The sequence below is a fragment of the Arthrobacter melezitosi genome (assembly GCF_054511055.1).
Genome location: NZ_JBTNDJ010000005.1, coordinates 49,927 through 65,205, shown reverse-complemented (window position 1 = coordinate 65,205; position 15,279 = coordinate 49,927). Strand labels below are relative to the sequence as shown.

Here is a 15,279-nt window from a genome sequence, read left to right as displayed (position 1 = left end):
GGGCGTCCCCGGCAAGCCACCGCCCGGGCGGCTGGTGCGGGCCGGCTCAGCCCACCGGCGGCATCATCGGCCCGAAGGAACTGCGGTCCAGCAGGCGCGGGTCCTCGCTGTCCGGAACCACCATCACCGGCCCCTTGGCGTGGTGGATCACGCCCTGGCTCGTCGAGCCCATCAGCATCCCGGTGAAGCCGCCACGCCCGCGCGTCCCCACCACCAGCAGTTCGGCGGTGCGTGAGGCGTTGATCAGCACCTCCGCCGGCGGCCCGTCGAGCTGCTCCACAGTGATCTCAAGGCCCGGGAAGTGGCTCCGCAGCCACTCCCGGCCCGCATTGAGCTGCGCGGCGATGTCGGCATGGAGCGCTTCCCGGTCCAGCGGAGCCGGCACCCAGGCCAGGGAGCCGTTGAACGGCGGGATCGAGCAGATGACCCGCAGCGGAATGCCGCGGGACACCGCTTCCTCCGCAGCGGCCAGCGAGGCCCGGCGCGCCTGTTCGGAACCGTCGACACCGACGACGACGACCCTCTCGATCCCCGAGGCGGGCGGGCCGGGCTCACCCCTGGACCTGCTGCCGACAAGCTGCGGCTGTCCGAAGCGCGGCGCGCACGAAAGCGGGACGATCACCGTCGGGCTCTTGGCGTGGGCCGGAAGCGCGCTGCTGACCGATCCCAGGAGCCTCCCGACGAAGCCTCCCCTGCCCCGGGACCCCACGACGACGAGGTCGGCCTCCTCGGACAGGTCGAGGAGGACCCCTGCGGCGTCACCGGTTTCGATCCGGGGAATCACTTCCAGGCCCCTGCCGGACAGGTGGCCCACCGCCTCGTCGAGGACGGCCTGGGCGCCTTCGCGGATGATCGAGTCGTCAACGGTGGCGTAGCCGGCGTCCATGCTCGAGGCGGCGAACACCGGGACTGTATAGGCGGTCACCACATACAGGGGTGACCGGCGCCGCTCGGCCTCCTGGGCGGCCCACAGCAGCGCGCACACGCTCTGGTCGGAGCCGTCGACCCCCACCACAATGCCCGAACCGAGCGGGGCTCCGGCAGAATGATCGTCCTGCGGGACACTCATGGCACGCTCCTTCGCTCGCCGTCCGCCCCCGGCCCATGGCCGGTTGTCAATATTTGTAGCCTACTCCCGAAGGCTGGTCTATCCACGGTGCAAAAAGTTATATAGGCTTCGTGAAATCGAGACCCGGAGGTCCGCCGACAGGCGTGCCGTTCCGCTTTTCGGTTCCCGTCCGACCCGTTCGCGGCCGGGAATCAGTACGGCCCGGAAGAGGCGCCGGGCCGTACTGTGCTCTTCTTCGAACCGGAGGTACTTCGTCGTGGATTTGCTGCCGCCGGACCCCGCGCATGCCCTCCCCGAGGTGTCAGCGGCGGCGGAGCTCACCACCACCGTTGTCATCGGATCCGGACTGCCGGGCCTCGCGGTCGCCAGCGAACTAAGCAGGCACGGCATCGACTCGATCGTCGTCGAAGGACTCGAATGCCTGGACTCGGGCCCCCTGCGCACGGTGATGACCGACTCGGTCTCCCTCTCGGAACGGTCCGGGCTGCTGCGGCTGCTCCGGGCCTACGCCTCGAGCCACTGCCTCGACGTCCGGCACACCACACGCTGTGAGGACCTCAGCATCATCGGGCACTCGACCCTGCTGCCGGCGCGGGTCCCCTCAAGCAAGAAGTGGGCCGTCCAGACCGCCGAGGGCGTGCTGCTCGCCGACCATGTGGTGCTGACGAAGTACCCGCAGAACCAGCTGCGCCGGTTCCTGCGCTCCCTCGGGATCGCCATCGGCGCCGACTTCCGTGCGGCCCTTGCCGCCATCGGCCTGCACCTGGTGGGCGTGGGCGAGGTGCTCACCCCGACCACGCGCGAAATCGTGAGGCAGGCGAAGGTCGTCAGCGACACCATCGCCGCCTCGGGCCGGGCGGGCGGAGGCCCCCTGGCGGTCCGGCCCGCCTAGGGAGCAGGGGCCCCGGGCCGGGCGGACGGGTCACTGGTGATCCGGCCCGCCTGGGGAGCAGGGATTAGGGACTAGGGACGGGCTACCGGTCGGCGCGAAGGCGTTTCCGGGCCGTCGTGGCGAGGAACGCGGCGAGCGCCAGGAGCACGATGGCCATGACGGCGACGCTCCAGGGGAAGTCGCCCGTTCCCGCGGCCTGCGCGGGACCCTCCTCCACCTCGGCGGGGGTGATCGGCACCGCGGTCCCGGCCGAATCCGGCGCCGCAGCCGTGCCGGATTCCGCGGTGAAGGTCAGGACGCCTTCAATGGGGTGGGAGTCCGAGGACACGACCCGCCAGTTGACAGTGAACTCGCCGGCGGGAGCCCCGGCACGCACGTCCTGCACCGCCGTGTTGTCGACGATCCGCGCCGGGCCGTCCGACCAGGAGGCGCCGTCGGCGTCCAGGATCTCCACCTGCGCGCCGATGCCCGAGGGGACGCTCGAGAAGGTGAGTTCAACGGCACCCGGGACCGCGGCGACGGTCGCACCGTCGGCCGGGTTGCTCGACGACAGCTCGTCGTGGGCGGCCGCCGGCCCCGCAGCAAGGCCGAGCAGGACCAGCAGGATGATCCCCGCCGAGGCGAGGACCGCGCGCACGGGGTTGGGGCGGAGGCCGGCGCGGTCGGGGGTGGGGGAAGGAAACGGGGTGGAAGCCATGCTTTCAGCCTACGCTCCGGGCCGGCGTAACCCGTTGGCGGGATTCGCCGGGTGCCGGGATAGGATTTTGCTCGGCTCCTCTACCTCCTCTCCAAGGATCATCATGCTCAAGACGGGTTCGGCGCTGGACCGCTACTTCGAAGTCACCGCCCGGGGTTCCACCTACCCGCGGGAGATCCGCGGCGGCGTCGCAACCTTCTTCGCCATGAGCTACATCGTCGTCCTGAACCCGCTGATCCTTTCCGGGGCCGACGCCTCGGGCACCGAGCTCGGTTTCGAGCGGGTCGCGGCCGTGACGGCCCTCGTCGCGGGCGTCCTCACGATCGTCATGGGCGCCTGGGCCCGGTATCCCTTCGCCCTCGCCACGGGCCTCGGGGTCAATGCCTTCGTCGCCATCACCGTCGCCACGAACCCGGAACTGACCTGGCCCGACATCATGGGCCTTGTGCTCCTGGCCGGGCTCACCATGCTCGTGCTGGTGCTCACCGGCTTCCGGACGGCGGTGTTCAACGCGGTCCCGGAGAGCCTGAAGACGGCCATCGTCGTCGGCATCGGCCTGTTCATCGCCCTCATCGGGCTCGTCAACGCCGGCTTCGTCCGGCGGATCCCCGATGTCGCCCAGACAACCGTGCCTGTCGGCCTGGGCTTCGAGGGCGTCCTCCTCGGCTGGCCGACCCTTGTCTTTATCTTCGGGCTGGTGCTCACCATCGCGCTCGTGGTGCGGCGGGTCCGCGGCGCGATCCTCATTGGCGCCCTCGCCGCCACCGCCCTCGCGGTTCTCATCGAGGCCATTGCCGACGTGGGGCCGAGCTTCGTGCCCGGGCAGGACCCCAACCCGCTGGGCTGGTCGCTTGTCGTCCCCGAGCTGCCTGCAGGTGCCTGGGTCGGGGCTCCGGACCTTGGGCTGCTCGGCAACGTCAGCCCCTTCGGCGCCTTCGGCCACCTCGGCGCCACCGCGGCGTTGCTGCTGACCTTCACGATCCTGCTGAGCATTTTCTTCGACGCCATGGGCACGATGGTCGGCCTGGCGAACGAGGCGAAGCTCGTCGACGCCCGCGGCAACATCCCCGGCGTCAACCGGGTCCTGATCGTCGACGCCCTGGGGGCCGTCGCCGGCGGCGCCGGCTCGGTGTCCTCGAACCAGATCTACGTCGAATCCGGGGCGGGCATCGGCGAGGGCGCCCGCACCGGCATCGCGAACATCGTCACGGGCGTCCTGTTCCTGCTGGCGATGTTCTTCACCCCCCTGATCAGCCTCGTGCCCTTCGAGGCCGTCGCGCCCGCCCTCGTGGTCGTGGGCTTCATGATGGTCTCCCAGGTCGGCCGGATCGACTGGCAGGACTGGGGCATCGCGATCCCCGCGTTCCTGACCTTCACCCTCATGCCGTTCACCTACTCGATCGCCAACGGGCTTGGGGCGGGCTTCATCGCCTTCGTCCTGATCCGCACCATCCAGGGCCGGGCGCGGGAGATCCACCCGCTGATGTGGGCGGTCGCCGCGGCGTTCGTGATCTTCTTCTGCATCGGGCCCATCGAACAGATCCTGCTCTAGCGGAGCGCCGGGCTCAGTCGGTCAGCGGCTGAGCCCCGGCGGCGAAGCGGCGCACCTGCTCGTCGTGCCACAGGTGGGCGGGGACGCCGCCGCCAAGCAGCCCCCGGGCCAGCCCGGGGCCCTCGGCGAGCGGGCCGTCGCTGCCGGCGATGATGACATTGCCGTACCGGCGTCCCTTGAGCATCGCCGGATCGGCGACGATCGCGGTGGTCGTGAACACCGAGGCGATGGTCGCCGCCTCCCGCCGGGCCATCTTCAGATCCGGCCCGTCGCCGCAGTTGACCAGGTAGATCCCGTCCGCCGCGAGCACCTTCTTCGCCTCCTGCGTGAACCCGACGGTCGTGAGCGCGTGCGGGGTGCGGCTGCCCGAAAAGACATCCCGGATGATGAGGTCGCGGCTTGCCTCCGACAGCGAGCAGGTCACCTCCCGGGCCTCCCCCACCCGGATGCGCACCAGCGGGGCCCGCGGCAGGTCGAACCACTGCCGCACGAGTTCGGCCAGCCTCCCGTCGAGCTCCACGACGACCTGGCGCGCCGCAGGGTGCGCCGCGGCGATGTAACGCGGCAGGGAGCACGCGCCGCCGCCAAGGTGCAGCACCCGGAGCCGCTCAGTCGGGCTCCAGCGGGCATCGACGAGCGCGGCGATCCAGCGCATGTACTCGAAGTCGAGGCGCAACGGGTCATCGAGGTCGATGTGCGAACTTGGGACCCCGTTGATGCGCAGCACCCAGCCGTTGGTGCTGTAGGGATCCGGTTCGAGTTCGCAGGTGCCGGTATCGATCGTAAATTCGCCCGCAACCGGCGCGGGAGCTGCCTGGCGCCCCATCAGGAGTGGCCCTCGAACTCCTGCATCTCCGTCAGGGCCTTCTCAAGCCGTTCCACCTTGCCGGTGAGTTCGCCCGTGCGCCCGGGCCGGATGTCGGCCTTCAGCACCAGCGACACCCTGCTGCCGTAGCGGCCCGCCGCCTCAGTGGCGTGCTTGATCACCGTCATCACCTCGTCCCACTCACCCTCGATCGTGGTGAACATGGAGTCGGTCGAGTTGGGCAGTCCCGACTCGCGCACGACGGCGACGGCGGCGGCCACCGCCTGGTGGACCGATCCGTCGCCGTCCTCCGCGGCGTGTTCGGACGATCCGGACGGGGCGACTGAGAAGGCTACAAGCATGCTCCAAGTGTCCCAGAAACCGGCGTCTCCGTCCCCGCCGGTGTGTGGCGTGCGTTATGGCACGCGGGACGGGTCCCTGACAGGATGGTCCAATGACCCGCGGAATTTACGTCAGTGCCATGAACCCCGGCTCCGGCAAGTCCCTGATCTCGCTTGGCCTCGCCGATATGCTCCACCGGCACGCCGACCGGGTCGGTTTCTTCCGGCCGATCGTCGAAGGCGATGATCCAGCGGCGGACCCCATGGTCCAACTGATGCAGCGCAGCTTCAACCTCCCGCCTGAACGCTCCCGCGGCGGCCTCACCCGCGCGCAGGCCCGCGCCCTGCTCGTGGCCGGCAACCGCGAGGAAATCGACACGGCCTGCGTGGCGATCTACAGCGAAATCGCAAGCCGCTGCGACGTCGTCATCGTCGAGGGCACAGACCTCGGCGGCCACGACGCCGCAGTGGAGTTCGACCTCAACGCCCGCCTCGCGAACAACCTCGGGGCGATGGTGCTGGCCGTGGTCAGCGCCAAGGAGATGTCGGTCGCCGAGGCCGCCGACGCCGTCGACGTGGCCCGGCAGGAACTCGACGAGGCGAAGGTCTCCCTGCTGGCGATGATGGTGAACCGGGCCCCCGACGATGCGCTTGAAGGAATCCGGTCGGAGATCCGCCCGGGCCGGTCGGGCCGGCCCGTCTACGTGATCCCCGAACTGCCCGAAATCGCCCGGCCCACCATCTCTGAGGTCGCCTCCGAACTCGGCGCGAAGCAGATCGCCGGAAGCACCAACCTCGAGCGGGACGTGCTCTCCGTCCGGGTGGCGGCGATGAACGTGGGCAATTTCCTCCACCTGCTCACCGACGGCGCCCTGGTGATCGTCCCCGGGGACCGCGCCGACGTCCTCGCGGCGACCCTTGCCTCCTCCTTCTCACCTGACTTTCCCGTTCCCTCCGGGCTGGTCCTCACGGGCGGCCTCGCCCCCGACCCGCACCTGCTTCCCCTGCTGGCCCAGGCGCCGTTCCCCGTGTTCGCCCTCGAGGACGACACCTACACCGCCGCCCAGCGGGTCGGCGGGGTGCGCGGCGAGATCGCGACGGGGCTGCGCCGGAAGTCGGCCGCCGCGCTCGGCGCCTGGTCGCGGCAGGTGGACGAAGACGAACTCCTCGAACGCCTTGCGCTCCCCCGGGCCATTTCCATGACGCCGCTGCGGTTCCTCCACGAACTCATCCAGCGCGCCCGGTCGCAGCGCCGCTCCATCGTGCTTCCCGAGGGCACCGATCTCCGGATCCTCCGGGCCGCCGAGATCCTGCACCGCCGGGACGTGTGCGACCTCACGGTCCTCGGCCCCGAATCGCAGGTCCGGGAGCTCGCCGCCGGCCAGGGCATCGACCTGTCCGGGATCACCCTCATCGACCCGGAGACCTCCGAACTGCGCGAGGAGTTCGCCGCCGAATACGCCCGCCTCCGGGCCCACAAGAACGTCTCGCTCGAGGACGCACGGGAGCGTATGCTCGACGGCGCATACTTCGGCACCATGATGGTCCAGCTCGGCCGCGTGGACGGGATGGTGTCCGGGGCGGCCCACACCACCGCCAACACCATCCGGCCGGCCCTTGAATTCGTCAAGACCCGGGAGGGCGCCCGGATCGTCTCATCGGTCTTCCTGATGCTCCTCTCCGACCGGGTCCTGGTGTACGGCGACTGCGCGGTGAACCCCGAACCCAACGAGGAGCAGCTCGCGGACATCGCCTCCGCCTCGGCCGACACCGCCGCGCAGTTCGGCGTCGAGCCCCGGGTGGCAATGCTCTCCTACTCGACGGGGGAATCGGGCCACGGCGGCGCCGTGGACGAGGTCCGCCGCGCCACCGAAATCGTGAGGGCGCTCCGCCCCGAGCTGCCGGTGGAAGGGCCCATCCAGTACGACGCCGCCGTCGATGCCTCGGTCGCGGCCTCGAAGCTTCCGGGGTCCTCCGTGGCGGGCCAGGCGACGGTCTTCATCTTCCCCGACCTCAATACGGGCAACAACACGTACAAGGCGGTCCAGCAGTCGGCCGGCGCCGTGGCCGTCGGCCCGGTGCTGCAGGGCCTCCGCAAGCCCGTCAACGACCTCTCCCGCGGCTGCACCGTGGAGGACATCGTCAACACCGTCGCCATCACCGCGGTGCAGGCCCAGCAGGCGCCTCCCGTGTCGGCCGCCGCCGCGGACGGACCGGCTGTATCCACCCTAGGAAAGCAGTAAGCATGATCATCCTTGTCATCAACTCCGGCTCGTCATCCCTGAAGTACCAGGTGCGCGAGGGTGACGACATCCTCGCCCAGGGCTCGATCGAAAGCATCGGGGAGGAATGGGTCCCCGACCATGCCGCGGCGATCGAGCACTTCGACAAGGAGCTCACGGTGATCCTGCAAGGGAAGACCATCGACGCCGTCGGCCACCGCGTGGTGCACGGCGGTGAGCGCTTCGGCGAGCCGGTGCTGATCACCCCGGAGATCATCGGCGCCATCGAACGGCTCAATCCGCTGGCCCCGCTCCACAACCCCGCCAATGTCCTGGGGATCCGGGCCGTCGCCGAGAAGTGGCCCGGCATGCCGCAGGTCGCCGTGTTCGACACCGCGTTCCACCGGACCCTCCCGGAGCGCGCCTGGCGGTACGCGGTGCCCGATAAGCTCTATTCGAAGTACGGGATCCGGCGTTACGGCTTCCACGGCACCTCCCACGACTATGTCACCGGCAAGGCCGCGGAGTTCCTTGGAACACCGCGGGAGGATTTCCACGCGGTCATCGCCCACCTCGGCAACGGCGCGTCGGTGACCGCCGTGCGCGGCGGCCGGAGCATCGACACCTCGATGGGCTTCACCCCGCTCGAGGGGCTCGTGATGGGCACCCGTTCGGGCGACATCGACCCCTCGATCCTGCTCTTCCTGGCCAGGGAGGGCTACTCGCCCGAGGACCTCGACACCCTGTTGAACCGCGAGTCGGGCCTGCGCGGGCTGGCCGGCACCAACGACATGCGCTCGGTGGAGAAGGCGGCCGACGCCGGCGACAAGGCGGCCCGGCTGGCCCTGGAGATCGCCGCCTACCGCCTCGCGAAATACATCGGCGGCTACCACGTCGCGGTCGGCGGGGCCCGCGCGCTGGTGTTCACGGCCGGCATCGGCGAGAACTCCGCCAACTTCCGCTCGCTCGTCGCGGGAAACCTCACGGCGCTCGGCATCGAACTCGACGCCGAACTCAACGAGCTGCGCAGCCCCCAGGCGCGCCTGGTCAGCACCCCCGGATCGGCGATGCCGGTGCTGGTCGTGCCCACGGACGAGGAGGGGGCGATCGCTTCGGCGACGGCCGCCGTCCTCGGCGCTGCCACGGGCTGACTGCCGGCCGGACGGCCGCGCGGAGCTCCGGGGCCGTCAGGGCAGGCCGGCGAGCCGGGCGGCGGCCGCGGCGAGCGCGCCGGCGGCGACGACAACGAGGAACGGGGCCCGCAGCCACAGCGCGGCGGCGGCCGCCACGGCGGCCGCGAGCCGTGCGTCCGGGACGAGCGCGCTGCCCGAGGCGAGGGTGGTCACGACCGTCAGGGAGGTCAGCAGCCCCACGGTGAGCGCCCCGGCGGCGTGCAGCATGCGTGGATTGCCGAGGATGCTGGCCGGCACGAGGTAGCCGGCGAGCTTCGTCGCGAAGGACACGGCGCCGGCGGCGAGAATCCAGAACCACAGCACCATCAGTCGCCTCCACCCTGGCCGGCGGGTCCGGGTTGCCGCTCCCCCGCCGGCTGGTGGGAGGACGCCGGCCGGCGGAGCCCGAGGACGGCGGCCACGACGGCGGCGCACAGGATGGGAACCCCCGGCGGCGCCAGGGGCACCACGATCACCGTCACCAGGGCGCAGGCCACCGCTGTGGCCCCGGCCTCCCTCGTGCGCAACCGCGGCCACAGCAGGCCGAGGAACGCCGCGACGGCCGCGCCGTCGAGCCCCCACTGGCGCGGATCGCCCACGGCGCCGCCGAGCAGGGCGCCCGCCAGGGTGAAGGCGTTCCAGAGCACGAACACCCCGATTCCCGCGGCCCAGAACCCGCGCTTCGCCTCTGGGAGCGTGCCCTGGGCGGTCGCCGTGGCAACGGACTCGTCGATGGTGAGCTGGGCGGCCACTGCCTTCCGCCAGCCCCGCGGCCGGAGGAGGAAATTGAGCTGCATGCCGTACACCCCGTTGCGGATTCCCAGCAGGGCCGCGGCGGAAAGTGCCGACAGCCCGCTGCCCCCGCCGGCCACGACGCCGATGAAGGCGAACTGCGAGCCGCCGCTGAACATCAGCAGGCTCAGGGCCGCCGTCTGGGCGAGGCTGAGCCCGGAGGCGGCGGACAGGGCGCCGAAGGAGATGCCGTAGAGGCCGGTGGCGAGCGCCACCGAGAGGCCCACGCGGACGGCGGGCGAGGCGAGGAGTGTCACCCGAATCAGGGTAGTGGGTGGGCCCGGCATCTCCCACCCGGCTTTGCTTTCCGGCCCGTGGAGGGAATAGTGGGAAAAGACAGCACCCTTACTACCTTTGGAGGCAGGCGTGAAAGCAGTGACGTGGCAGGGCCGGCGGAAGATCAGTGTCGAAGAGGTCCCGGACCCGATTCTTCAGGAACCGACCGATGCGATCGTGAGGATCACCTCGACCGCCATCTGCGGCTCCGACCTCCACCTCTATGAAGTCCTCGGGCCGTACCTCAAGCGCGGGGACATCCTGGGCCACGAGCCCATGGGCATCGTCGAGGAGGTCGGCAGCGCCGTGACGAACCTGTCGCCCGGCGACCGCGTCGTCGTTCCCTTCAACATCTCCTGCGGCCATTGCGCGATGTGCCGCAGCGGACTGCAGTCCCAGTGCGAGACGACCCAGGTCCGCGCGAAGGGCACGGGCGCGAGCCTCTTTGGCTTCTCCTCCCTGTACGGCTCGGTGCCGGGTGGGCAGGCCCAGTTCCTGAGGGTTCCGCACGCCGACTACGGGCCGATCAAGGTGGGCTCCGAGCTTCCCGACGAGCGCTACCTCTACCTCTCCGATATCCTCCCCACGGCCTAGCAGGGCGTGAAGTACGCGGATGTTCCCGACGGCGGAACCCTCGCCGTCTATGGCCTGGGCCCCGTGGGCCAGTTCGCCGCGCGCATCGGCCGGCACCTGGGCTACCGGGTCATCGGCATCGAACCGGTGGCCGAACGCCGCGCGATGGCCCAGCGGCACGGCGTCGAGACCCTCGACTTCTCGAAGAACACCGGCGAGGAGCTGCGGAGCATGACCGGAGGCCGCGGACCGGATTCGGTCGTCGACGCCGTGGGGATGGAGGCCCACGGCTCACCCGCCGGGGCGTTCGCCCAGAACGCCGTCGGCCTGCTGCCGGACGCCCTGGCCCGCAAGGCCGTCGAAACGGCGGGTGTGGACCGCCTGAGCGTGCTGCACTCGGCGATCGACTCGGTCCGCCGGGGCGGCACCATCTCCCTCAGCGGGGTGTACGGGGGCAGCGCCAATCCGATGCCCCTGTTCACCATGTTCGACAAGCAGCTCCAGCTGCGCATGGGACAGTGCAATGTCCGCCGCTGGACCGAGGACCTGCTTCCGCTCGTCGAGGACCCCGCCGACCCCCTGGGCGTCACCGACCTGATGACCCACGAGGTCTCGATCGACGAGGCCCCGGAGGCCTACTCGAACTTCCAGAAGAAGCAGGACGGGTGCATCAAGGTTGTTCTAAAGCCGTAACCCCGAGGGCCCCGGCCAGATGCGGCGGCCGCGGGGTGCCGGCGTAGTGGATCGCATCGGCGGCCCGCACCAGGGCCAGGTGGGAAAACGCCTGCGGGTAGTTTCCGACCATGGTGCGGGCCTCGGCGTCGTATTCCTCCGAGAGCAGGCCGAGCTCGTTGGCGTAGCCGATCAGCCGGTCCATGAGGGCACGGGCCTCGTCGCCGCGCCCGCTGCGGGCGTACTGCTCAACCAGCCAGAAGGAGCAGGCGAGGAACGGGTGCTCCCCCGGCTCGAGCCCGTCGTCGGACTCGTCGGTGCGGTAGCGCAGCAGCAGTCCCTCCGCGGTCAGGAGGCTCTTCTCCAGCGCCGCCACGGTGCCGAGCATCCGGGGGTCGTCATAGGCGATGAAGCCGACCTGCGGCAGCTGCAGCAGCGACGCGTCGAGCTGGCCCTCGCCGTAGGCCTGCGTGAAGGTGTTCAGTTCCTCGTTGAAGCCGTGTTCCATCACCTCGGCGTGCAGCTCGTCGCGCAGGGTGATCCACCGCTCCAACGGACCGTCGAGCCCATGGTCCTGGACGGCCCGCACGGCGCAGTCGAAGGCCGCCCACATCATCACCCGGGAGTGGGTGAAGTGCCTCAGGTCCCCGCGCATCTCCCAGATGCCGTGGTCCTTGTCATGGAGGTGGTTCTCGGCGAAGCTCAGGAGGGCCCGCTGCAGCGGCCAGGAGAAGTGGTCCTCCGTGACCCCGTGGCAGCGGAGCTTCTCAAGGGCGACCATCACCTCGCCGACGACGTCGGCCTGGTACTGGTGGACCGCCCCGTTCCCGATGCGCACCGGCTGGGAGTCCCGGTACCCGGGCAGGTGGCCGAGGATCGTCTCGGGGAGCATCCGCTCCCCGCCCAGGCCGTACATGATCTGGAGGTCCTCAGGATCCCCGGCCACCGCGCGGAGCAGCCAGTTCCGCCACTCGAGCGCTTCCTCCTGGTAACCGTGGGTCATCATCGCCTCGAGGGTCAGGGCCGCATCCCGGAGCCAGCAGTAGCGGTAGTCCCAGTTGCGCTCGCCCCCGAAGTGCTCGGGCAGCGAGGTGGTCGGCGCCGCGACGATTCCGCCGGTGTCCTCATGCGTCAGGGCCCGCAGCACCAGCAGCGACCGCTTGACCATGTCGTCGTAGTCGCCCTGCGGCTCGTAGTTCGACGCCCAGGCCTGCCAGTAGGCAATGGTGCTCTCGAAGCAGGGCTCCGCCTCCTGGCTGCGGGGCGGGGTGCGGTGCGAGGGGAACCAGGCCAGCTCGATGTCCATGATCTGGCCCGCCGTGACCGTCAGCGTCCCCTCGTGTCGGTGCCCCTTGGGCATCAGGGTGTTGCCACGGTGCATCAGCGCATTGGGGCCGGCGATCGCCAGCAGCATGGGGCCGTCGTCGTCGTGGGCCTTCCGCACCCAGGGCACGATGTCGCCGTACTCGAAGCGCAGCTGAAGTTCCTCGCGCATCGTCACGGTTCCGCTGAGTCCCTCGACCCGCCGCACGATGGAGGCCCTGCGGTCCTCCACCGGCATGAAGTCGGTCACGAGCGCCTCGCCCGTGCTGGTCCGCCAGCGCGTCTGCAGCACGAAGGTCGAGTCCAGGTACGAACGCCCGATCACCTCCGCCTCCTCCTCAATGGGGGCGAGCAGCCATCGGCCGTGGTCCTCGGTGCCCAGCAGCTTGGTGAAGACCGCCGGGGAGTCGAAGCGGGGGAAGCACAGCCAGTCGACGCTGCCCCTGCGCGATATCAACGCGCCGGTGTGGAGATCCGATACCAGGGCGTAGTCCTCAATGGGCGAATACATGGATTAACTCAACCACAAAGCGCGGGTTTGGGAGCCCTATCCGCCGGAGGTAATTGCAAAGAATGAGCGCATTTCCGCCGGATAGTCGGTCGTGATCTCCTGCACCCCCAGCCCGGTCACCAGCTCGGCCTCCTCCTGCGTGTTGACCGTCCACACCCGGACCCGGAGGCCCTCGGAAACCCACCGCCGCACGGTCTCGGGATGGTCGCGCACATAGGCCACCCCCGGGCCCGCCAGTCCCACCACATGGGCGTCGATCAGCCCCTTGCCCTCGTTGATGGCCCGCCGCATCAGGTTCACGACGGCGCCCGAGGTGATCGAGCCGAAACTCAGCGCCTCCCGCACCTCCTCGGGCTCCACATCGGCCACGAGCTGGCACAGGGCGTGCGGCGGGGCGATCTCTCCGAGCTGGCGCATCGAGTCGGGGTTGAAGCTCATGAAGCTGATCGTGACGTTGCCCAGGGTCGAGCTCTCCGGGTCCCACCCCTCGTCGAGGAGGAACGCCACAAGCTCCTCCTCGAGGCGCAGGCCGAAGGGGCTCGGGTGCTTCAGCTCAATTGCCAGGGCGATGCTCCGCCCCACTGACCGGAGCAGCCGGAGGAGGTCGGCCAGCGTCAGCAGCTGGTTCCGGGGCCCACCGTACTCGGCCGGGACCCGCACGCCCTTCCAGGAGGAGAAATCCAGTTCCCGCAGCTCGGCCAGGGTGAAGTCGGCGACGTCGCCGGAGCCGTTCGAGGTCCGTTCGAGCGTGGGGTCGTGCACGCACACGAGCTGCTCGTCGCGGGTCAGGTGCACGTCGCATTCGACGCCGTCGGCTCCGTCGGCCAGGGCCTGGAGGAAGGCCGCGCGGGTGTGCTCGGCATAGGCGCCACTGGCGCCGCGGTGGGCGAAGATTACTGGACTCATGCTGGCCCTTACTCTCGTGGTCCGTTGGAAGCCGACCCTCCGCCGATTACGCTACGCGATCGGAACGCCGTCAGGGACATCGGGGAGCGGCGCTCGATAGACTGGGGCAGTGAATATGACGCCGGGCACCGATGAGGAACGAGCCGCAGCGCTGCGGCGCATGAAGGTCCTGGCCACGGCCCTGCTCGGAGTGCTCGCCGTGATTTTCCTTGTCGCGTTCGCGCTCCAGGACAGGTATCCATGGCTCCAGTACGTGCGCGCCGCAGCCGAAGGCGGGATGGTCGGCGCCCTGGCCGACTGGTTCGCCGTCACCGCGCTCTTCAAGCACCCCATGGGGCTGAAGATCCCGCACACGGCGATCATTCCCCGGAAGAAGGACCAGATCGGCGAGTCCCTCGGACAGTTCGTTGAGGAGAACTTCCTCTCGGAGGCCGTGGTGCGTGCGAAACTCGACTCTGCCCGGATCGCCGAGAAGGCCGGCGCCTGGCTGGCCCGCCCGGAGAGCGCCGACCGCGTCGCCGCCGAAGGCGCGGCGCTGATCCGGGGTGCGTTCACCGTGCTCAATGACGAAGCCGTCCAGGGCGTCCTCGAATCCATGGTCCGCAAGCACGTCATCGCCCCGCCGTGGGGACCCCCGGTCGGCAGGATCGCCGAGCGGCTCTTCCGCGAGGGGCACCATCACCGCCTCGTGGACCTGCTCGTGGACCGGGCGGCGGACTGGGTCGACGCGAACTACGCCGTGGTGACCCGCGTCGTGGCCCAGCGCTCGCCCACCTGGGTGCCGCGCCTCGTCGACGGCGTCGTCGGGGACCGCGTCTACGCCGAGCTTTCAAAATTCATCCGCGCCGTCCAGGACGACCCGCAGCACGACGTGCGCATCGCCCTCGACAAGTACCTCAGGGAGCTCGCCTCGGACCTGCAGTACAACCCTGAGACGATCGCCAGGGCCGAGGAGATCAAGGGGCAGCTCCTTGACGACCCGCGTGTGCGGGACCTGACCGCACGCACCTGGGCCACCATCAAGAACGCACTCCTGGAGGCGGTCAGCGACCCGCAGAGCGAACTGACGCAGAACTTCAAGGCCGCGGTGCGGGACTTCGGCGGCCGGCTCGCGAGCGACCCGGAACTTGCGGCGAAGGTGAACCGGTGGATCTCGGACGGCGCCGCCTACGCAGTCCGGACCTACCGCAGCGAGATTGCCGGGGTGATTTCCGAAACCGTCGGACGCTGGGATGCCGAAGAGACCTCACGGAAGATAGAGCTCCAGGTCGGCAAGGACCTGCAGTTCATCCGCATCAACGGCACTGTTGTGGGGTCCCTCGCCGGAGTTGCCATCTTCGCGCTCGCGCACGCAATCTTCGGCTGACGCACCCGGCCGGCAGGGTTACAGGCTGCGCCGCCGGCGCCCGGGACACCGCCCCTCGGGCGGGCGCTCCCGCGGGCGGGCGCCCCACCGTCGGGGAAGCACCCGCCCGG

At 70.0% G+C, this 15,279-nt stretch carries 13 protein-coding genes and 1 pseudogene; 6 read left to right on the top strand and 8 right to left on the bottom strand.

What is annotated here, in order from left to right; all coding sequences use genetic code 11:
* Window positions 1-46: 46 nt before the first annotated feature.
* Entirely contained in the window at window positions 47-1,069 is a 1,023-nt protein-coding gene (locus tag ACX80W_RS07655; protein WP_459281945.1) for a universal stress protein, read from the bottom strand.
* 256 nt (window positions 1,070-1,325) lie between these two features.
* On the opposite strand from ACX80W_RS07655, the gene ACX80W_RS07650 reads away from it, so the two are divergent.
* Window positions 1,326-1,961, top strand: a complete 636-nt coding sequence (locus ACX80W_RS07650; RefSeq protein WP_459281943.1) for an FAD-dependent monooxygenase — start codon at window positions 1,326-1,328, stop codon at window positions 1,959-1,961.
* 82 nt (window positions 1,962-2,043) lie between these two features.
* Here ACX80W_RS07650 and ACX80W_RS07645 read toward each other — a convergent pair whose 3' ends face one another.
* Entirely contained in the window at window positions 2,044-2,658 is a 615-nt protein-coding gene (locus ACX80W_RS07645) for a copper resistance CopC family protein (RefSeq protein WP_459281941.1), read from the bottom strand.
* Window positions 2,659-2,761: 103 nt separating this feature from the next.
* Here ACX80W_RS07645 and ACX80W_RS07640 point away from each other — a divergent pair, with 103 nt between their 5' ends.
* On the top strand, window positions 2,762-4,210 hold the full coding sequence (locus ACX80W_RS07640; protein WP_459281939.1) for an NCS2 family permease: 1,449 nt from the start codon (window positions 2,762-2,764) through the stop codon (window positions 4,208-4,210).
* A gap of 13 nt (window positions 4,211-4,223) precedes the next feature.
* Here ACX80W_RS07640 and ACX80W_RS07635 read toward each other — a convergent pair whose 3' ends face one another.
* Together ACX80W_RS07635 and ACX80W_RS07630 are read right to left on the bottom strand one after the other, a co-directional pair.
* Window positions 4,224-5,036 carry a spermidine synthase gene (locus ACX80W_RS07635; RefSeq protein ID WP_459281937.1) on the bottom strand — a complete coding sequence of 271 codons (813 nt, stop codon included), beginning with the start codon at window positions 5,034-5,036 and terminating at the stop codon, window positions 4,224-4,226.
* Complete coding sequence (locus ACX80W_RS07630) at window positions 5,036-5,377, bottom strand: thiamine-binding protein (protein WP_459281935.1); 342 nt, start codon at window positions 5,375-5,377, stop codon at window positions 5,036-5,038. Before ACX80W_RS07630 ends, ACX80W_RS07635 begins: the two co-directional genes overlap by 1 nt.
* A gap of 92 nt (window positions 5,378-5,469) precedes the next feature.
* On the opposite strand from ACX80W_RS07630, the gene pta reads away from it, so the two are divergent.
* Both pta and ACX80W_RS07620 read left to right on the top strand, forming a co-directional pair.
* Window positions 5,470-7,599: a phosphate acetyltransferase gene (gene pta / locus ACX80W_RS07625; RefSeq protein ID WP_459281933.1), complete on the top strand. Its 2,130-nt coding sequence runs from the start codon at window positions 5,470-5,472 to the stop codon at window positions 7,597-7,599.
* A gap of 2 nt (window positions 7,600-7,601) precedes the next feature.
* Window positions 7,602-8,729: an acetate/propionate family kinase gene (locus tag ACX80W_RS07620; protein ID WP_459281931.1), complete on the top strand. Its 1,128-nt coding sequence runs from the start codon at window positions 7,602-7,604 to the stop codon at window positions 8,727-8,729.
* A 36-nt stretch (window positions 8,730-8,765) separates the two neighbouring features.
* Here the strand turns inward: ACX80W_RS07620 and ACX80W_RS07615 are convergent, their stop codons facing one another.
* Window positions 8,766-9,077, bottom strand: coding sequence for an AzlD domain-containing protein (locus tag ACX80W_RS07615; protein WP_459281929.1), 312 nt, complete (start codon window positions 9,075-9,077; stop codon window positions 8,766-8,768).
* On the bottom strand, window positions 9,077-9,799 hold the full coding sequence (locus ACX80W_RS07610) for an AzlC family ABC transporter permease (protein WP_459281927.1): 723 nt from the start codon (window positions 9,797-9,799) through the stop codon (window positions 9,077-9,079). Before ACX80W_RS07610 ends, ACX80W_RS07615 begins: the two co-directional genes overlap by 1 nt.
* A gap of 109 nt (window positions 9,800-9,908) precedes the next feature.
* On the opposite strand from ACX80W_RS07610, the pseudogene ACX80W_RS07605 reads away from it, so the two are divergent.
* A pseudogene (locus tag ACX80W_RS07605) lies at window positions 9,909-11,084 on the top strand (zinc-dependent alcohol dehydrogenase).
* On the opposite strand, the gene ACX80W_RS07600 reads toward ACX80W_RS07605, so the two are convergent.
* Both ACX80W_RS07600 and ACX80W_RS07595 read right to left on the bottom strand, forming a co-directional pair.
* Complete coding sequence (locus ACX80W_RS07600; RefSeq protein ID WP_459281925.1) at window positions 11,062-12,897, bottom strand: glycoside hydrolase family 15 protein; 1,836 nt, start codon at window positions 12,895-12,897, stop codon at window positions 11,062-11,064. The pseudogene ACX80W_RS07605 and the gene ACX80W_RS07600 sit on opposite strands and share 23 nt — an antisense overlap.
* 36 nt (window positions 12,898-12,933) lie before the next feature.
* Complete coding sequence (locus tag ACX80W_RS07595) at window positions 12,934-13,803, bottom strand: glycerophosphodiester phosphodiesterase (protein WP_459281923.1); 870 nt, start codon at window positions 13,801-13,803, stop codon at window positions 12,934-12,936.
* Window positions 13,804-13,918: 115 nt separating this feature from the next.
* Here ACX80W_RS07595 and ACX80W_RS07590 point away from each other — a divergent pair, with 115 nt between their 5' ends.
* Complete coding sequence (locus tag ACX80W_RS07590; RefSeq protein WP_459282241.1) at window positions 13,919-15,169, top strand: DUF445 domain-containing protein; 1,251 nt, start codon at window positions 13,919-13,921, stop codon at window positions 15,167-15,169.
* Window positions 15,170-15,279 lie beyond the last annotated feature (110 nt).